This is a genomic window from Streptomyces zingiberis (assembly GCF_012034935.1).
Classification (GTDB): Bacteria; Actinomycetota; Actinomycetes; order Streptomycetales; family Streptomycetaceae; genus Streptomyces; species Streptomyces zingiberis.
Genome location: NZ_JAATEN010000007.1, coordinates 266,362 through 280,963, shown reverse-complemented (window position 1 = coordinate 280,963; position 14,602 = coordinate 266,362). Strand labels below are relative to the sequence as shown.

Annotated in this window: 17 protein-coding genes; 12 read left to right on the top strand and 5 right to left on the bottom strand. The window is 73.4% G+C overall.

The features are described 5' to 3' along the window. Positions 1-412: 412 nt before the first annotated feature. Together HCK00_RS28465 and HCK00_RS12140 are read right to left on the bottom strand one after the other, a co-directional pair. Positions 413-835, bottom strand: a complete 423-nt coding sequence (locus HCK00_RS28465) for a hypothetical protein (RefSeq protein ID WP_168101848.1) — start codon at positions 833-835, stop codon at positions 413-415. Further along, positions 832-1,467 (bottom strand): hypothetical protein, encoded by a 636-nt coding sequence (locus HCK00_RS12140; protein ID WP_168101648.1) that lies wholly within the window; start codon positions 1,465-1,467, stop codon positions 832-834. The genes HCK00_RS28465 and HCK00_RS12140 overlap by 4 nt, the downstream gene beginning before the upstream one ends. Before the next feature lie 327 nt (positions 1,468-1,794). Here HCK00_RS12140 and HCK00_RS12135 point away from each other — a divergent pair, with 327 nt between their 5' ends. Both HCK00_RS12135 and HCK00_RS12130 read left to right on the top strand, forming a co-directional pair. After that, positions 1,795-2,694, top strand: coding sequence for a helix-turn-helix domain-containing protein (locus HCK00_RS12135; protein WP_168101847.1), 900 nt, complete (start codon positions 1,795-1,797; stop codon positions 2,692-2,694). Beyond that, the gene (locus HCK00_RS12130) at positions 2,619-2,828 is read left to right on the top strand and encodes a DUF397 domain-containing protein (RefSeq protein WP_168101846.1); all 210 of its coding nucleotides are present in this window, start codon (positions 2,619-2,621) and stop codon (positions 2,826-2,828) included. The genes HCK00_RS12135 and HCK00_RS12130 overlap by 76 nt, the downstream gene beginning before the upstream one ends. Positions 2,829-3,058: 230 nt before the next feature. On the opposite strand, the gene HCK00_RS12120 is transcribed toward HCK00_RS12130, so the two are convergent. The 3 genes from HCK00_RS12120 to HCK00_RS12100 all read right to left on the bottom strand — a co-directional run bounded on the left by HCK00_RS12120 (position 3,059) and on the right by HCK00_RS12100 (position 6,242). After that, entirely contained in the window at positions 3,059-4,321 is a 1,263-nt protein-coding gene (locus HCK00_RS12120) for an acyltransferase family protein (RefSeq protein WP_168101845.1), read from the bottom strand. Positions 4,322-4,361: 40 nt separating this feature from the next. Beyond that, positions 4,362-5,231, bottom strand: coding sequence for a TetR/AcrR family transcriptional regulator (locus HCK00_RS28180; protein WP_277348221.1), 870 nt, complete (start codon positions 5,229-5,231; stop codon positions 4,362-4,364). Positions 5,232-5,522: 291 nt separating this feature from the next. After that, a complete protein-coding gene (locus HCK00_RS12100; protein ID WP_168101844.1) occupies positions 5,523-6,242 on the bottom strand; it encodes a LuxR C-terminal-related transcriptional regulator in 720 nt (239 codons plus the stop codon). A gap of 165 nt (positions 6,243-6,407) precedes the next feature. On the opposite strand from HCK00_RS12100, the gene HCK00_RS12095 reads away from it, so the two are divergent. From HCK00_RS12095 to HCK00_RS12050, 10 genes are all read left to right on the top strand, one after another. Next, the gene (locus HCK00_RS12095; RefSeq protein ID WP_240965482.1) at positions 6,408-7,538 is read left to right on the top strand and encodes a sensor histidine kinase; all 1,131 of its coding nucleotides are present in this window, start codon (positions 6,408-6,410) and stop codon (positions 7,536-7,538) included. Between the two features lie 128 nt (positions 7,539-7,666). Continuing rightward, positions 7,667-8,683, top strand: coding sequence for an ABC transporter ATP-binding protein (locus HCK00_RS12090; protein ID WP_168101843.1), 1,017 nt, complete (start codon positions 7,667-7,669; stop codon positions 8,681-8,683). Beyond that, complete coding sequence (locus tag HCK00_RS12085) at positions 8,676-9,428, top strand: ABC transporter permease (RefSeq protein ID WP_168101842.1); 753 nt, start codon at positions 8,676-8,678, stop codon at positions 9,426-9,428. The genes HCK00_RS12090 and HCK00_RS12085 overlap by 8 nt, the downstream gene beginning before the upstream one ends. A 116-nt stretch (positions 9,429-9,544) precedes the next feature. Beyond that, the gene (locus HCK00_RS12080) at positions 9,545-9,673 is read left to right on the top strand and encodes an aborycin family tricyclic lasso peptide (RefSeq protein WP_168101841.1); all 129 of its coding nucleotides are present in this window, start codon (positions 9,545-9,547) and stop codon (positions 9,671-9,673) included. A gap of 58 nt (positions 9,674-9,731) precedes the next feature. Beyond that, positions 9,732-11,555 carry a lasso peptide isopeptide bond-forming cyclase gene (locus HCK00_RS12075; RefSeq protein ID WP_168101840.1) on the top strand — a complete coding sequence of 608 codons (1,824 nt, stop codon included), beginning with the start codon at positions 9,732-9,734 and terminating at the stop codon, positions 11,553-11,555. Then, positions 11,552-11,815, top strand: coding sequence for a lasso peptide biosynthesis PqqD family chaperone (locus HCK00_RS12070; protein WP_168101839.1), 264 nt, complete (start codon positions 11,552-11,554; stop codon positions 11,813-11,815). The genes HCK00_RS12075 and HCK00_RS12070 overlap by 4 nt, the downstream gene beginning before the upstream one ends. Beyond that, entirely contained in the window at positions 11,812-12,240 is a 429-nt protein-coding gene (locus HCK00_RS12065) for a lasso peptide biosynthesis B2 protein (RefSeq protein ID WP_168101838.1), read from the top strand. The genes HCK00_RS12070 and HCK00_RS12065 overlap by 4 nt, the downstream gene beginning before the upstream one ends. Beyond that, positions 12,237-13,202: an ATP-binding cassette domain-containing protein gene (locus HCK00_RS12060; RefSeq protein WP_168101837.1), complete on the top strand. Its 966-nt coding sequence runs from the start codon at positions 12,237-12,239 to the stop codon at positions 13,200-13,202. Before HCK00_RS12065 ends, HCK00_RS12060 begins: the two co-directional genes overlap by 4 nt. Beyond that, complete coding sequence (locus HCK00_RS12055; RefSeq protein ID WP_168101836.1) at positions 13,199-14,059, top strand: ABC transporter permease; 861 nt, start codon at positions 13,199-13,201, stop codon at positions 14,057-14,059. The genes HCK00_RS12060 and HCK00_RS12055 overlap by 4 nt, the downstream gene beginning before the upstream one ends. Further along, complete coding sequence (locus HCK00_RS12050) at positions 14,056-14,601, top strand: MauE/DoxX family redox-associated membrane protein (RefSeq protein ID WP_168101835.1); 546 nt, start codon at positions 14,056-14,058, stop codon at positions 14,599-14,601. The genes HCK00_RS12055 and HCK00_RS12050 overlap by 4 nt, the downstream gene beginning before the upstream one ends. Position 14,602: the final 1 nt, after the last annotated feature.

The following is a 14,602-nucleotide window of genomic DNA, read 5'->3' as shown; positions in this document are numbered from 1 at the left end:
TCAGATGCAGGGTGAGGACGGCCTGAACCAGGATCGACCGCATCGCTGCCGACCGACCCTTCGTCTCCGGTTGGAGACGCTCTCTGACCGCTGGCGCGATGGTCGGCGCTTGTATCTCATCGACCGTGTCCGAGGGGGAAGTAGAGGGCTTGGCGTCCCGAGGGCCGGGCGCGCGCCGAAGTTCTGACAGTAGGTGGTTTCCCATGCAGGGTCGGCTATTTCGTTTTTGTGGGGGTATGGCAGCGATCTCGACCAGGAGCGTTCTGGTCGTGGTGTGGGTGATCGCGATCGCTCTGGGGATTGTGGTGGGAGTCCTTACCGGATTAGGGGCGGGCCGTTCTCCGTGATGGTGGCCGGCAGTTGATGCGGGAAGCCGGCCGCGTCAGCGGTGGGTGGAGTCTCCCGGTGCCGGTCATGGCAGCCGGCGTTCGCGGAGGGCGCGGCGGGTGCGGGTGTTTGCCTCGGCCACCTGGGCGCTGAGGAGTTCGGACGCGTCGAGGGGGTGGACGTCCGCCGGGTCCGCCGCCCACTCCCGGCCGCCGGAGAGGGGACGCAGCCGGAGGTAGGGGCCCTCGTGGCCGGTGACGATCCCGACGCGGGCGCGGACGGTGTCGCGGACGGCCGTGCCGGGTGGGGGAGTGGGCGGCGGCGAGGCGGAGGCCGGGGGAGTGGGGTGCGGGGGAAGGGCCGGATCGGGTGTGGGTGGGGTGGGGCCCGGTGGCGTTTCAGGTGGGGGATCGGCCGGGTGGCCGCCGGGCGGTGTGGGGTGCGGCGGCGGTTCGGCGGGGCTCGCGGTGGGCGCGTGCGCGGGCACCGCGCGGCGCGGCTCCGTCATCGGATCGCGCCGCGGGCGATGACGGCCGCCAGTTCCTGGGCGACGGGGGCCGAGCAGACGCCGAGGTGGACGAGGGCGTAGCGGGCGCTGTCCGGGGTGCGGTGGGCCGCGCCGTCCGGGGTGGCCGTCTCGTTCATCCCGGTCCCCGGGGCCGTGCCCGGCGTGCCGGTCCTGGTGGCCGGCACGGTCGTCGTGGCCGTGCCGCTCGTGCCGGGCCCTTCGGTCTCCCCGGGCGCCCGGGGAGCCGGGGTGTCCGCTTCTTCCGTGCGGGGCTGGTCCGGGGCATCGTCGGGGAGGGCGTCGCCCCAGGGGGTGCGGATGTCCATGGCGGGGAGCTGGATGCCGGCGCTCGTCAGGGCGGCGGCGAGGGCGTCGCGGGCGGCCAGGGCCTCCCGGAGCTTGGGCGCGAGGAAGCGGGGGCCGGCCGGGTGGGGGAGGCCCCGCGTACGGGCGGGTTCCAGGGCGGGGGCGGTTCCGTTGCCGAGGGCGGCGCCCGAGCAGTGCCCGGAGCCGCCGCCCGGTGCAGGCTCCGGTTCGGACGCAGGCGCGAGGCCGGGGCCCTCGCCGGGGAGGGGCTCCGGCTCGGCCGCGGAGACGGAGCCGGGGTGCGGGTTCGGGGTCTGGTTCGGCATCGGGAGGTCCTTCGCGTGGAGTTGGGGTGGGGAGCCGAGGCGCGGCCGGGATGCGAGATCCGGAGTTCGGCCGCCGCGCTCACCTCGGCTGGGTTACGTTGTGTAGTCGAGGCATTACGAGAATGCCGCCGGGGTGTGCCGGGGCGTGCCGCGTACGCGGCGTGATTCGGCGCCCCGCGGAACACGCTCCACAGGTGCCACGCGGACCGCGCCCGGCGCGGCCGAGTGCGTGCGGACCGGGTTCGTGTGCCGGTGGGAGAACGGGTATGTGGGGCCTCCGGAGCGGTCGGTGACGGCGCGGTCCGGGGGCGCCGGAGGGGAGTCACCTTGCCGCAGCGACGACTCGTCACGAGCCGGAGCCGGGAGCCGCGTCAGCGCTTCGCGGAGGAATTACGGCAGTTGCGGGCCCGCAAGGGGGACACCCTGCGGCAGCTCGGAGAACGGCTCGGCTGGGACCACTCCCTCTTCGGGAAGATGGAGAAGGGCGAGACGCTGGGCAGCCCGGAGGTCGTCCAGGCGCTGGAACACCACTACGGGACGCCCGGGTTGCTGCTCGCCATGTGGGAGCTGGCCGCCGAGGACCACACGCAGTTCCGCGAGCGCTACCGGCGCTACATGGCGCTGGAGGCGCACGCGGTGAGCTTGTGGCATTTCGCGGTGAGTGTGTTGCCGGGGCTGCTCCAGACCGCTGAGTACGCGCGCGAAGTCCTGGCGGCGGGCGGGTTGGAGGAGCCCGAACTGACCCAGCAGGTCGAGGCTCGGATGAGTCGCAAGGAACTCCTGGAGGGGCCTGGGGCGTCGCCCTTCCGTGTCATTCTCTCGGAGGCCGTGCTGCGCACGCCGCTGAGAAACGAGCAGGCATGGCGAGACCAGCTCGCGCATCTGATGGATGCCGCCGAGCGCCCGAACGTAACGCTGCACGTGCTCCCGTTCCGGGCGGGGATGCACGGGTTGGACAGCACGGCCGTCAAGTTCCTGCGTCTGCCTGATTCGCGGACGGTGGCCTACGTCGAGACCGCCCACCGGGGTGAACTCATCGAGGAAGCTGCGGCGGTTGAGCACCTGCTCCGTGCGTACGATGCGATGCGCGACCAAGCCTTGCTCCCGGCCGAGTCGCGGAAATTCATCCTGCGCATGTTGGAGGAAGTGCCGTGCGAGCCATCGACCCGAGCACCGCGAACTGGCGCAAGAGCAGCTACAGCAACTCCACCGGAGGTGACTGCGTAGAAGTTTCCTGCGGCGTTGCGGCGACCGTCCCCGTGCGTGACAGCAAGAATCCCCACGGCCCGGTGATCCCGTTCACCACCGTCGGCTGGGGCTCGTTCATAACCGCCCTCAGGCGGGGTGAGTTGGGCGCCTGACTCGCTGCCTGCCCTGGGGCGTCACGCCGTGGCTCCTGTCCCGCCGTGCCGGTGGGGCGGGAGCCACGGCTCGTACGCGCCCTGCTCGCCGGGCGTGGCTGAGGCCGGGGGTCCGTGACCTGAACCGCCTGCGGGAGATCAACCCGGCGCTCAAGAGCTTCGACGACTGGCTCGCCGGGAACGCCACGCACATCCAGGTGGGCTGACGGCTCCACCGGCCGGTCGCGCGCTCACAGGACGCGGCGGAAGCCGGGGAGCCGGCGCAGACCGGCCGCCAGGAGGAAGGCGGAGACCAGGCCGAGCGCGCCGGCCGTGGCCCAGGCGCCGGCCGGGGGGAGACCCCGGCCGGCGAGGTGGTACTGCACGGCGACGACCAGCGGGACGTGCACGATGTACACAGCGTAGGAGTCGGCGGCCAGTTCCCGGGTCCACCGGCCGCCGCGGAATCCGGCCTCGCGGAACGCCGTGAGCAGGCCGACGCAGAGCGCCACGCACAGGGCGCTCTCGTACGCCGCCCAGGCCAGGGCCGGTCCGCCGGAGCCGCCGGGGCCGAAGAGGGCGGAGTCCGCGCCGATCCCGAACAGCAGCGCGACTCCGGCCAGGCCCCCGCCCAGCCAGACCCACCCGACCCGCGCCTCGAACCGGTCCGGCCAGTCGTACCGGTGGGCCAGGACGCCCAGGGTGAAGAAGGTCGCGTACTGCGGCAGGCGGGCGGGCTCGACCTGGAGGAAGTCGAGGACGGGGATCCAGGTGTCCAGCGGGTACTCCAGCCGGATCAGGTAGGTGGCGGCCGTGACCGCCGCCGTCAGCGCCAGCAGCGCGCGGTGCCCCGGAGCCGGGCGCGGGGGGCGTACGCGCGCGGCGCGGCCCGGGCGCCGCCGCAGGAGACGGCCGAGCCGGCTGCACAGGACGTAGAGCACGGTGTAGGCGAGGAGGTTCTGGATGAACCACAGGTGCCCGAACTGGAGGTCCGGCCAGGACGGTCCCGTCCAGCCCGCCGGTTTCTCGCCCAGGCCGAGGTACACGTCGGTGAAGTAGGCCGGGAAGGAGAGGGCCGGGTAGCCGCGGTAGTGGACGTAGTACGCGTACATCAGGCCGGGGACGATCGTCAGCGCGCCGACGGCGACGGGGATGCCGAGCCGTATCAGACGGCTCTTCAGGAAGGCGCCGGTGCCGTGCCGCCGGTGGGAGGCGGGCACGAAGAAGGCGGAGACGAAGAAGAACAGGCTCATGAAGAACGCGCCGTCGACCGCGGAGAGGGTGGCCAGCGCCGGGGTGCGCGGCTGCCCTTCGACGTACCACCAGTCGGCGGGGCCGTAGGGCTGGGCGGCGTGGTGGAGGACGACCAGGATCGTCAGGGCGATCCGCAGATGATCCAGCCAGGCGAGCCGGGAGCGCCGGTCCGGCCCGGGTGGTTCCGGCGGGCCGGGTGGGCCCGGCGGGCGGCGGGTCGCGGTGGTGGGCGGTGGGGTGGCGGGCTGCTGAGTGTCCATGTGTTCAGGATGCTCAACACGTGTACACCTCGCACGGGGGCTAGCCCCCGTTCTCTCCCTCCGGTGAGCCGTAGAACCCCCGGAGCAGCAGGCGCTGGTTGGCCGCGCTGCGCCGGGCCAGCACCCGCGGGGCGAACATGGGTTCGTCGAGGTGGGGCTGCATCACCCGCTCCAGCAGCAGCGGCCCGAGGATGAGGCAGAGCATCTGGAAGGGGGCCCATTCGTCGTCCGGCGGCCCGGCCGTGGCGGAACTCCCGGCCGTGGCGGAACTCCCGGCCGTGGCGGAACTCCCGGCCGTGGCGGAACTCCCGGCCGTGGCGGGGCCGTCCGGCGCCTCGCCGGCCTCGGCCGTTCGCGGGGCCTGCCCGCCCGGGGTCTGCCGGCCGTCCCGGGCGTCCCGGCCTTCGTCCGCGCGCCCGTTCGCCCCCTCGGGCCGGTTCCCGCGCCGGTTTCCGCGTCCGTCGACGCGCCCGTTCCCGGGCCCGTCCTCCCGCTCCTCGTACGCCGCGGAGAGCCGCCCGAGTTCGGCCCGCGCCCCGTCCAGCAGCCGTCCGAACAGGTCGGCGCTCGCGGGGCTGTCCTCCAGCAGGACGTGCCGCAGGTAGCCGCGGAGCACGGGGTCCGCCCCGAACAGCCGGGCCGACACCTCGCCGAGCGACTCCATCAGCCCGGCACCCGGGTCCGCCGCCGCCAAGTCCCGGCCGATCCGGTCGAGCACGTGGGCGTCGACGGCGGCGCGCAGCCCGTCCTTCGAGCCGAAGTGCCGGGTCACCAGGGCCGGCGAGAGTCCGGCCGCCGCCGCCACCGCGCGCGTCGACGTCGCCTCGAACCCCCGCTCGGCGAACAGCTCCAGTGCCGCGTCCCGCAGCCGGGCCCGGCCCGTCAGATCACTCTTCTCCGCCGCCGTCATGCCCCGCAGCGTAACGACCGGCGGGGCGGTACTCGGCGCCGCGCTCCGCCCTGACGGCCCGCGGGCCGCGCCGGTCACCTGGTCCGGCGCGCCGCTGTCCGAGGCCGATGTCGAACTGGCGTGCTGGGGCCGGGATTTCCGGAAAGCCGCTGCCATGAGGACCGCCTCGTCCTCGGTGGTCGCCCCGGGCCCCGGCCGGGTTCGGCGGGCGCCGGCACGGGCGGTGCGTGACGCTCCTGACGGCGGAGGTGGCCGGCGGCCGAGCCCTGGCAGCGGCTCTCGCGCGGATGATCAGCCGCTGCGAACCCCGCCCCGGGAAGGCTCCGGAGCGGGGGCGGCGGTGGGCCGTTCACCGAGGCCCGCGTCCCGTGCTCGCAGGAGGGCCTCGGTCCGGTCACTGACCTCCAGCTTGGTGAAGATGCGCGAGACGTAGTTGCGGACGGTCTTCTCGGCGAGGAAGAGCGCCCGGGCGATCTGCCGGTTGCTGGCCCCCTCCGCGAGCAGACCGAGGATCTCCCTTTCCCGGACCGTCAGCCGGCCGAATTCCGTCGGCTCCTGAAGTCCGCGTACCGAGGAGAAGTACTCGCTGAAGCGGGCCGCGATCGCCGGGCTGAATGCGGCACCCCCGCGAGCCACGATCTGCAGGGACTGCCACAACTCGTCCGGCGATCCGATCCGCGCGAGGTAACCGTTCACACCGAGGCGGAGAGCGGGGATGACCACGTCGTCGTAGTCCCTCTGCGACACCACGACGAACCGCGGTTCCACCGCCGTCCCCTGGCCGGACCGGGAGGCCAGCCGCTGGACGTTTCTGCAGAGGGCCCGTTCGGACTGCGGTTCGCCTATCACCACCACGTCCGGCTGGACCGTGGTGTCCTCGAGACATCGCAGGCCGGCCGAGCCGTCCACGGCCGTGCCGATGAGGTTGATCCTGTCGTCCTGCTGAACAAGCGCGACCAATCCGGCCAGCGCGACCGGGTCCTCGCTGAGGATGAACAGGTTGATGTGCATGGTTTCGCTCCTCCCCCGTGGAACGCGTCCGGGCGTTCGCCCGTCTGCAGGATTGTGCACAGACACCGGCGGCACGGGAGAAGGGCACGATCGGCATGGGCGTCTTCCGGCCGAGGGCCTGCCGGGGTGTTGGACGCCCCGTCGCACCCTGCGTAGATTCGCGGCATGGGAGACCTTTCGCGCCGGCGCCTGATTCTCCTCGACGCGGCGGCCGCGCTCGGCTTCGCCCTGCTCCCGCAGGTATCGGTGCTGCGGCCGGACACCGGCGGCTCGCCCGACGGGCTCGTGTCCTGGCTGCTCCCGACGGCCACCGCGTTGCCGCTCGCCGTCCGGCGGGTGTGGCCCGTCCCGGTCTTCGCGGTCGTCTTCATCGCCTCCGGTGCGGCTCTGTCCGCCGGATTCGGTCCGGTCGTCTTCCTCGCCGCCGCCTACTCCCTGTTCGCGGTCGCGACGGCCACGGGGCGGCGGCCGGGTCCTTCAGCCGTGTGGGTCGGCGGGGCGAGCGCGGTGGGCGCGGCTCTGCTGACCCTGTCGGGCGGGCAGCACTACGAGGGCGGGACGTTCGCGGTGCACCTGCTGTTCGGGCTGCTGGTCCTGGGCGCCACCTGGGCCGCGGGCTCGGCGGTCCGGGAGCGCCGGGACAGCCTTCGGCGGACCATCGAACAGGCGGCCGAGCAGGCCAAGGTGGAGGAGCGCCTCAGGATCGCCCGGGACATCCACGACGTGGTCACCCACAGCGTGGGTCTGATCGCGATCAAGGCAGGGGTCGCCAACCACGTGATCGGCACCCGGCCCGAGGCGGCGCGCGAGGCGCTGACCGTCATCGAGGACATCAGCAGGACGGCGCTCCGCGACATGCGGGCCACTCTCAAGGTGCTGCGCCGGGAACAGCACGACGGGGTGCGGGACCTCCAGCCGGTCCGCGGCTTGGCGGACCTGCCGTTCCTGGTCCGGGCGGCCGAGGCGGCGGGGGTCCGCGTCGATATGCGCTGTGATGACCCGGACGGGCTGCCCGGCGGGGTGGGGCTCGCGGCGTTCCGGATCGTTCAGGAGGCGCTGACCAACGTGGCCAAGCACGCCGCGCCCACCCGGTGCCAGGTGCGGGTGACCGCGCGGGGCGGGACGTTGACGATCGAGGTCACCGACGAGGGCCCGGGAAACGGACGCAGGCCGACCGTGCCCGGTGGCGGGATGGGCCTCGTCGGGATGGAGGAACGGGCCGCGGCCCACGGCGGGACCCTCACCGCCGGGCCCGCTTCCGGCGGCTTCCGCGTCCGGGCGACCCTGCCCTGCTGAGCCCCCGTTCCGAGGTCTGTCCGAAACCGTACTCATACCCAGGTATGGGTTCGGCCGGCGGGGGCGGCACGGCCGGTCCAGACCCCGGTCCGATGCGCCCGGCGCCGGCCGCGGCCAGACTCGGTCCCGTGATTGACGTCCAGAACCTGAGCAAACGCTATGGGCAGGCCACGGCCGTGGACGGCCTGACCTTCACCGTGCGGCCCGGTACCGTCACCGGCTTCCTCGGCCCCAACGGTGCCGGGAAGTCGACGACGATGCGCATGATGCTCGGCCTCACCCGCCCGGACACCGGAACCGCGCGGATCGGCGGGCGCGCCTACCGCGAACTGGCCCGGCCTCTCCGGCAGGTCGGAGCCCTGCTGGAGACCTCGGCCCCGCACCGCGGCCTCACCGCGCGCGATCACCTGCTCTGGCTCGCCCGGAGCAACGGGATCGGGCGGAGCCGGGTCCGCGAGGTCCTGGAGACCGTGGGCCTCGCGGCAGCGGCCCGGCGGCGGATCGGCGGCTTCTCCCTCGGTATGGGCCAGCGCCTCGGTCTGGCTGCCGCCCTGCTGGGCGACCCGGCCGTGCTGGTCCTCGACGAACCCGTCAACGGCCTGGACACGGAGGGCATCCGCTGGCTGCGTGATCTGCTGCGGGCCAGGGCGGCCGAGGGCCGCACCGTGCTCATCTCCAGCCATCTCATGGCCGAGATGTCCATGGTCGCCGGGCATCTGATCGTCATCAACCGTGGTCGCCTCCTCGCGGACACCGGCATGGCGGAGTTCCTCCGGCTCCACGGCCGGTCGTTCGTCCGCGTGCGCACCCCGGAACCCGGGGCCGCGCGGTTCGGCGGCGAACTGGAACGCCACGGTGGATCCGTGACCCGCGCTCCCGGCGGGGTCCTGGAGGTGGCCGGACTGGCTGCGGGGGACATCAGCCGGATCGCGGCGGCGGGTGGTTTCCCGCTGGAGGAACTGAGTAACCGCACGGGCTCTTTGGAGGAGACCTTCCTCCAGGCCATCGGTGAGGGGGACACCGGCGCCGACGGCGGTGGTGACGGTGGCGGTGGCGGAGCCGCCGGCCGTGGGCAGGGCCCCGGCGGGGGCGGAAGCAGCGGCGGCGGAACCGCCGGCACGGGAGGCAGGAACACCCATGTCTGAGACGCCGGCGGCCGTCCGGGCCGAGATCATCAAGCTGCGCGGCATCCGGGGCACGCGGTTCTCGCTGCTGCTGTTCGCCCTGGTCTCCCTCGCCATCGCCGTACTCGGAGGCTGGTCCGCCCGAGGCGCGCTGGACTCCGACAGCCCCGCTCTGCGTTCCGACTTCACCCCGTACCAGGCCGGCCTGGACGGTGTCCTCTACGGCCAGCTCGCACTGATCGTCTTCGGGGTGCTCGTTGTCACCAGCGAGTACGCGTCGGGCATGATGAGCCTGTCGCTGCTCGCCGTGCCCCGCCGTGGCCGGCTCTACGCCGCAAAGATGACCGTGGCGGCGCTGGCTGCGGTGGCCGCGGCCGTGCCCGTCGTCGTCCTCGGCTATCTGGCCACCCAGGCGGCGCTCGGTCCGCACGGCGCGTCGATCGGCGCCGACGGGGTTCCCCGCGCCCTGGCCGGGGCGGTGGTGTACCTGGTCCTGATGTGTCTCTTCGCGGCCGGTCTCGCGGCCGCCGCCCGGAGCGCCGTGGTTCCGCTGGCCGTCCTGCTGCCGATGGTGCTCGCGGGGACACACATCCTGTCCCTCATCGGGGCGACCGAGGAACTCTCGCGGTACTTCCCCGACCAGGCCGGACGGGAACTGCTCACCGTCGGCTCACCGCACACGGGCTTCGGGCTCGCGGTGCTGCTCGCCTGGACCGCCGCGGCCCTCGGCTGGGGCTGGATCCGCCACCACCGATGGGACAACTGACAGGACCGGGGCGGGACAGCGGCCCCACGCCGGTGGGACACCTCCCCCCGTAGCGTCTCGCTCAGGTCACAGGCCGGGCAGGTCGGCCTGGGCGATCCGAAACGGGAGGTCACCCCATGTCCACGAACTACGAGCCCCCCATGCTCCAGGAGGTCGGCGACTTCGAGGAGCTGACCAAGTGCCTCGGCATCGGCAGCTGCAACGACTTCGCCGGCTGCGGCTACGCGGTCGTCTGCTTCTGGTGATCACATCCGGTGCCGGTGCGCGCGAGCGCACCGGCACCGTCCGTTGGGGGGAGACGGCATGGATTTCGTGGTTCTACCGGACAGCCCGGCCGCCGGGGCGGTGGCCGGACGGTTGCGGGCGGCGCGCCGCATCGACCATGTGTCGGGACGGCCCTGGATCGTCGGTGACTGGCCCGGGGACGCGGTCACGGTCGTCACCGCCGGTTCCCGGCGCATGGCACTGCTGGGGCACACCCGGCTCGACGAGGCCGCAGCGGTGGCCCGGCTCGGCCGGCTGCGCTCGCTGCACGACGCCGACGCGATCGCGTCCCGCCTTCCGGGCATCCTCCACATGGCGGTATCCCTGGACGGCCGGACCCGGGTGCAGGGATCGATCACCGGTGTACGACAGGTCTTCACCGCCCGCGCCGACGGCGTGACGGTCGCCGCAAGCGGGGTGGAGCCCCTGCTGCGGCTCACCGGCGCCGCTCTCGACGAGAGCGTGCTCGCCGCCCGTCTGCTGGCGCCCGGCGGAGCGCCCTGGCCCGTGGCCCAGCGTCCCGTTCGCCAGGGCATCGAGGCGCTGACCACCGGCTGCTGGCTGGAGCTGGACGCGGATGGCCGCTCGCGGCAGCACCACTGGTGGGAGCTGCCGAAAGCCTCCCTCACCCTCGCGGAGGGCGCGATCGCCGTCCGCTCGGCGCTGGACGAGGCGATCGCCATCCGGAGCACCCCGCGCCGCACCCTCAGCGCAGACCTCTCCGGGGGCCTGGACTCGACCTCGCTGTGCTTCCTGGCCGGCGCGACGGGGGCGGACCTCGTCACGTACCACGTGTCGCCGCTCGACATCGCCAACGCCGACACCTTCTGGGCGCGGAGGGCGGCGGAACATCTTCCGGCCGCCCGGCACCACCTGCTCCCCGCCGACCGGGGGGAGAACCTCTTCGATGTCGGCTACACGGACGACCTGAGGAACGCGGCCCCTGAGGGGCCGTCGACGTGGGCCTCGGGCCTCGCCCACCTCCAGGATCTGGCCGGGCGGGCGGCGGCGGAGGGCGCGGCGCTGCACCTGACCGGGTTCGGCGGTGATGAGCTGTTCGGCCGGATGCCGGCCTGCGCCTGGTCCCTGGCGCGCGCCACACCGGTCCGCGGCCTGCGGCTGGTCAACCGTTACCGGCTCGCCAACCGCTGGCCCTGGCGGACAACCGTCCGGGCGCTGCTCGACCGGTCGACGTTCCGGCAGAACCTCGCCGGGGCCGCCGCCGCCATCGGCGAACCACCCCCGCCGATCGACGAACCTGACTTCGGCTGGGTGTTCGCGCCCCGCATGCCGGCCTGGGCCACGCCTGACGCCGTGGCCGCGGTCCGTGAACTGCTCACCTCCGCCGCCGCCGACGGTCCCGGACCCCTGGACGCCGACCGGGCCAGGCACCAGGCCCTCGCCTCACTCGTCTTCGAGGGGACCACCGTCCGCCAGGTCAACACGGCTCTCGCGGGCACCGGGGTCACCTGGGACGCCCCCTTCCTCGACGACCGTGTGGTGGAGGCGGCGCTGGCCACCCGGATCGACGAGCGCCTTGCCGCGGGACGTTTCAAGCCGCTGCTCGCCGAAGCCGTTCGGGGCGCCGTACCCGCGGAGATCCTGGCCCGCCGGGACAAGGGCGAGTTCAGCGCCGAGGCATTCCGGGGGCTGGCCAGGAACCGGACCCGGATCCTCGAACTCTGCGAGGACTCCCGTCTCGCCGCGCTCGGCCTCGTCGACCCCCGGGCGTTCCGCGCGGCGGTCCTGAATCCCGGGCCGATGTCCCATCACCTGCAGCCGATCGAGACCACGGTGGCGTGTGAGAGCTGGCTTCGGACACACCACCGATCGCACCCCTCGTACACGGGAGAACTCCTATGAAGCTGACCCTCGCCCGCGACGTCACCCTCACCGATGTCGACTCCGGGGCTGTGCTGCTCGACGGACGCCGGGGCCGTTACTGGCAGCTGAACCGGTCCGGCGCCGGTGTGCTGCGCAAGCTGCTCGACGGTGAGGAGCCCGACGCGGCCGCCGCGAGTCTGTGCGCCACGGCCCCGGTCGGCGATGACCAGGCCCGGCAGGACGTGCGGGCCCTGATCGACGCCCTCAGCGCCGCCGACCTCGTGGAGGTCGCCTCGTGACCACCCCCGCCGTCGCGGAACACGCGCCGCGTCTTCCCCGGCGCCGCCAGATCGCTCCCCGGTGCGCGGCCGGCGTGGCCCGGCTGCTGGTGCGGCTGCCCCCGGCCCGGCTCCACCGTGTGCTGCGGGTGGCCGCCCGCCGAACCCGGCCCGCGGAGTACGCCGAGGCCGCGCGGGCCCGGCGGGCCGTCGTGTCGGTCAGCACCCGCTGCGCGGGCCTCGGCTGCCTGCAGCGGTCCGTGGCCACCGTGCTTCTGTTGCGGGCACGCGGTCGGTGGGCCGACTGGTGCACCGGATTCCGGACCGAGCCCTTCGGCGCCCACGCCTGGGTGGAGGCCGACGGGCGGCCGGTGGACGAACCCGGCGAACTCCGCGCGTTCCGCACCGTCCTGGCCGTGCGCGGAATCCCCCGGAACCGGCCGTGACGGCGATCCGGGCCGCGGGCCTCTACGCGTACTACGGCACCACGGCGGCGGTGAACGGCCTCGACCTGACGGTGCCCACGGGCAGCGTGTTCGGGTTTCTCGGGCCGAACGGCGCCGGTAAGACCACCACCATCGCGATGCTGACCACACTGCTCCCGCCCACCGCGGGCCGGGCGGAGGTGGCGGGTTTCGACGTGGCCGGCCAAGCGGCCGAGGTCCGCCGCCGGATCGGCATCGTCTTCCAGGAGTCGACACTCGACCTGGATCTCACCGCCGCCGAGAACCTCCGCTTCCAGGCCGGCCTGTGCGGGCTCTCCCGCCAGGCGGCCCGCGGCGCCGTCTCCGCGATGCTGGATCTGATGGACCTGTCCGCCCGCGGCGCGACCCCCGTGCGGCACTTCTCCACCGGCATGCGCCGGCGGCTCGAGATCGCCCGGGGCTTGCTCGCCGGGCCGCAGATCCTCTTTCTCGACGAGCCGACGACCGGCCTGGACGCACAGACGCGCGCGGCCGTCTGGGACCACCTGGAACGGCTGCGGCGGGAACGGGGCGTCACCGTCTTCGTCACCACCCACCAGCTGGAGGAGGCCGAGCACTGCGACCGGATCGCGATCGCCGACCGGGGCAAGGTGATCACCGAGGGCACGCCGGCGGAACTCAAGTCCGTCATCGGGGCGGACCTCGTCGCCCTGCGCACCGAGGACGACACGCGTGCCAGGGCCGCCCTCGCCGAACGGTTCTCCCTGGCCGCGGAACCCTCGCCGGACGGGCTCCTGATCCGGGTCGCGGACGCCGCCACTCTCGTGCCCCGGCTGTGCACCGGGCTCGGAGTGACCGTCCGCGAGGTGAACGTGGCCCCGCCGACGCTCGACGACGTCTACCTGCACCACACCGGCCTTGCCATCCGGGAGGGCGAGACCGGTCCGCCCGCACTCGGAGACCTCGGGGAGGGACTGCGATGAACCGGACCGACACCGCGCTCGCCGTGCCGGGCACCGTCAGGGTGCCGGCCGGCCGGACGCGCCACCCCGCCTGGCCGGTGCTGCTGCTGTGGCGGCGGGAGATGATCCGGCTGCGGCACAACCCCGTGCGCCTCGCCATGGGATTGGTGACCCCCCTGCTCTTCCTCGTCGTCCTCGGTACCGGACTCGACGCGGCGTCCTCCAGCCTCGGCAAGGCCCAGCTCAACGACTACCGGGCCTACCTGTTCCCCGGTGTCCTGGTGATGTCCGTGCAGGCCCCGGCGATCGCCGTGGGCATCTCACTGGTGTGGGACCGCCGGGTCGGGGTGCTCCGGCAGATGCTCGTGGCACCCTTCCCCCGCTCCTCGATCGTTCTCGGTCTCGCCGCTGGCGGTGCCACCACGGGGGCGGTCTACGGCCTCATGGTCCTGTCGGTGGGCGGTATCGCGGGGATCCGGTACACCCCGGCCCTTCTCGTCGTCCTGGCGGAAATCCTGCTGATCGCGCTCATGTTCACCTCGTTCGGGCTGCTCGCCGCCGTCACCATCCGGCAGGTGGACACGTTCCAGGTCGTGGTGAACCTGAGCCTGATGCCGCTGATGTTCTTCTCCGGCGCGATGTTCCCGCCGAACGGGTTGCCGGGCTGGCTGGACACCGTCGTCAAGATCAACCCTCTGACATACGGCGTCGACGCGGTCCGCCGGACCTTGCCCGGCCCCGACACGCTCACCTCCGAGCAGACCCGGTTGCTGCTCGGTGACTGGCACCCGCCCGTCGCCGCGGAACTGGGGCTGCTGGCCGTGCTCACCGCGGCAGCGCTCGGGTTCGCCGCCCACCGCTTCTCCCGTACGTCATGAACGGGACCGGGCAGCCGGCCGTGGGCCTCACGGCCGCGGCGGCGACGGACAGCGTGCGCACGGGCACCAGCTGGTGGGGGAGCGGATGGCCGGGCAGCGTGGCCCGGCTCCTCCTGGCCGTGGTCCTGGGCTACGCCGGCCTGGTGAAGATGGGGGATCTGGCGGAGGCGGGCCGGGTGGCCGCCCTCTACCGGATCGTGCCGGAAGACTGGGCCCAGCTCGTCGGCGGCGTGCTTCCGTTCGTCGAGGTGGCTCTCGCGCTGCTGCTGGGGGCCGGGCTCGCCACGAGGACGGCAGCCATGGGGGCCGCGGCTCTGTTCGTCGTCTACGTGGCGGCCATCGCCTCGGTGTGGGCGCGCGGACTCTCCATCGACTGCGGTTGTTTCGGCGGCGGGGGGACCCTCAGCGCCGGCGCCGAACGGGGTTACGCGATCGACATCGCCCGTGACCTGGTACTGCTCGCCGCGGCCGTCCTGCTGATCCGGAATCCGCGAACCCGATACGCGCTGGACCGCTGGGTCCTGGACCCCAAGGAGCGATGAG

Coding starts and splice junctions, on each gene's coding strand:
- HCK00_RS28465 (WP_168101848.1), bottom strand. CDS start 835: ATGACGGAGCCGCGCCGCGCGGTGCCCGCGCACGCGCCCACCGCGAGC.
- HCK00_RS12140 (WP_168101648.1), bottom strand. CDS start 1,467: ATGCCGAACCAGACCCCGAACCCGCACCCCGGCTCCGTCTCCGCGGCC.
- HCK00_RS12120 (WP_168101845.1), bottom strand. CDS start 4,321: ATGGACACTCAGCAGCCCGCCACCCCACCGCCCACCACCGCGACCCGC.
- HCK00_RS28180 (WP_277348221.1), bottom strand. CDS start 5,231: ATGACGGCGGCGGAGAAGAGTGATCTGACGGGCCGGGCCCGGCTGCGG.
- HCK00_RS12100 (WP_168101844.1), bottom strand. CDS start 6,242: ATGCACATCAACCTGTTCATCCTCAGCGAGGACCCGGTCGCGCTGGCC.
- HCK00_RS12095 (WP_240965482.1), top strand. CDS start 6,408: ATGGGAGACCTTTCGCGCCGGCGCCTGATTCTCCTCGACGCGGCGGCC.
- HCK00_RS12085 (WP_168101842.1), top strand. CDS start 8,676: ATGTCTGAGACGCCGGCGGCCGTCCGGGCCGAGATCATCAAGCTGCGC.
- HCK00_RS12080 (WP_168101841.1), top strand. CDS start 9,545: ATGTCCACGAACTACGAGCCCCCCATGCTCCAGGAGGTCGGCGACTTC.
- HCK00_RS12075 (WP_168101840.1), top strand. CDS start 9,732: ATGGATTTCGTGGTTCTACCGGACAGCCCGGCCGCCGGGGCGGTGGCC.
- HCK00_RS12070 (WP_168101839.1), top strand. CDS start 11,552: ATGAAGCTGACCCTCGCCCGCGACGTCACCCTCACCGATGTCGACTCC.
- HCK00_RS12055 (WP_168101836.1), top strand. CDS start 13,199: ATGAACCGGACCGACACCGCGCTCGCCGTGCCGGGCACCGTCAGGGTG.
- HCK00_RS12050 (WP_168101835.1), top strand. CDS start 14,056: ATGAACGGGACCGGGCAGCCGGCCGTGGGCCTCACGGCCGCGGCGGCG.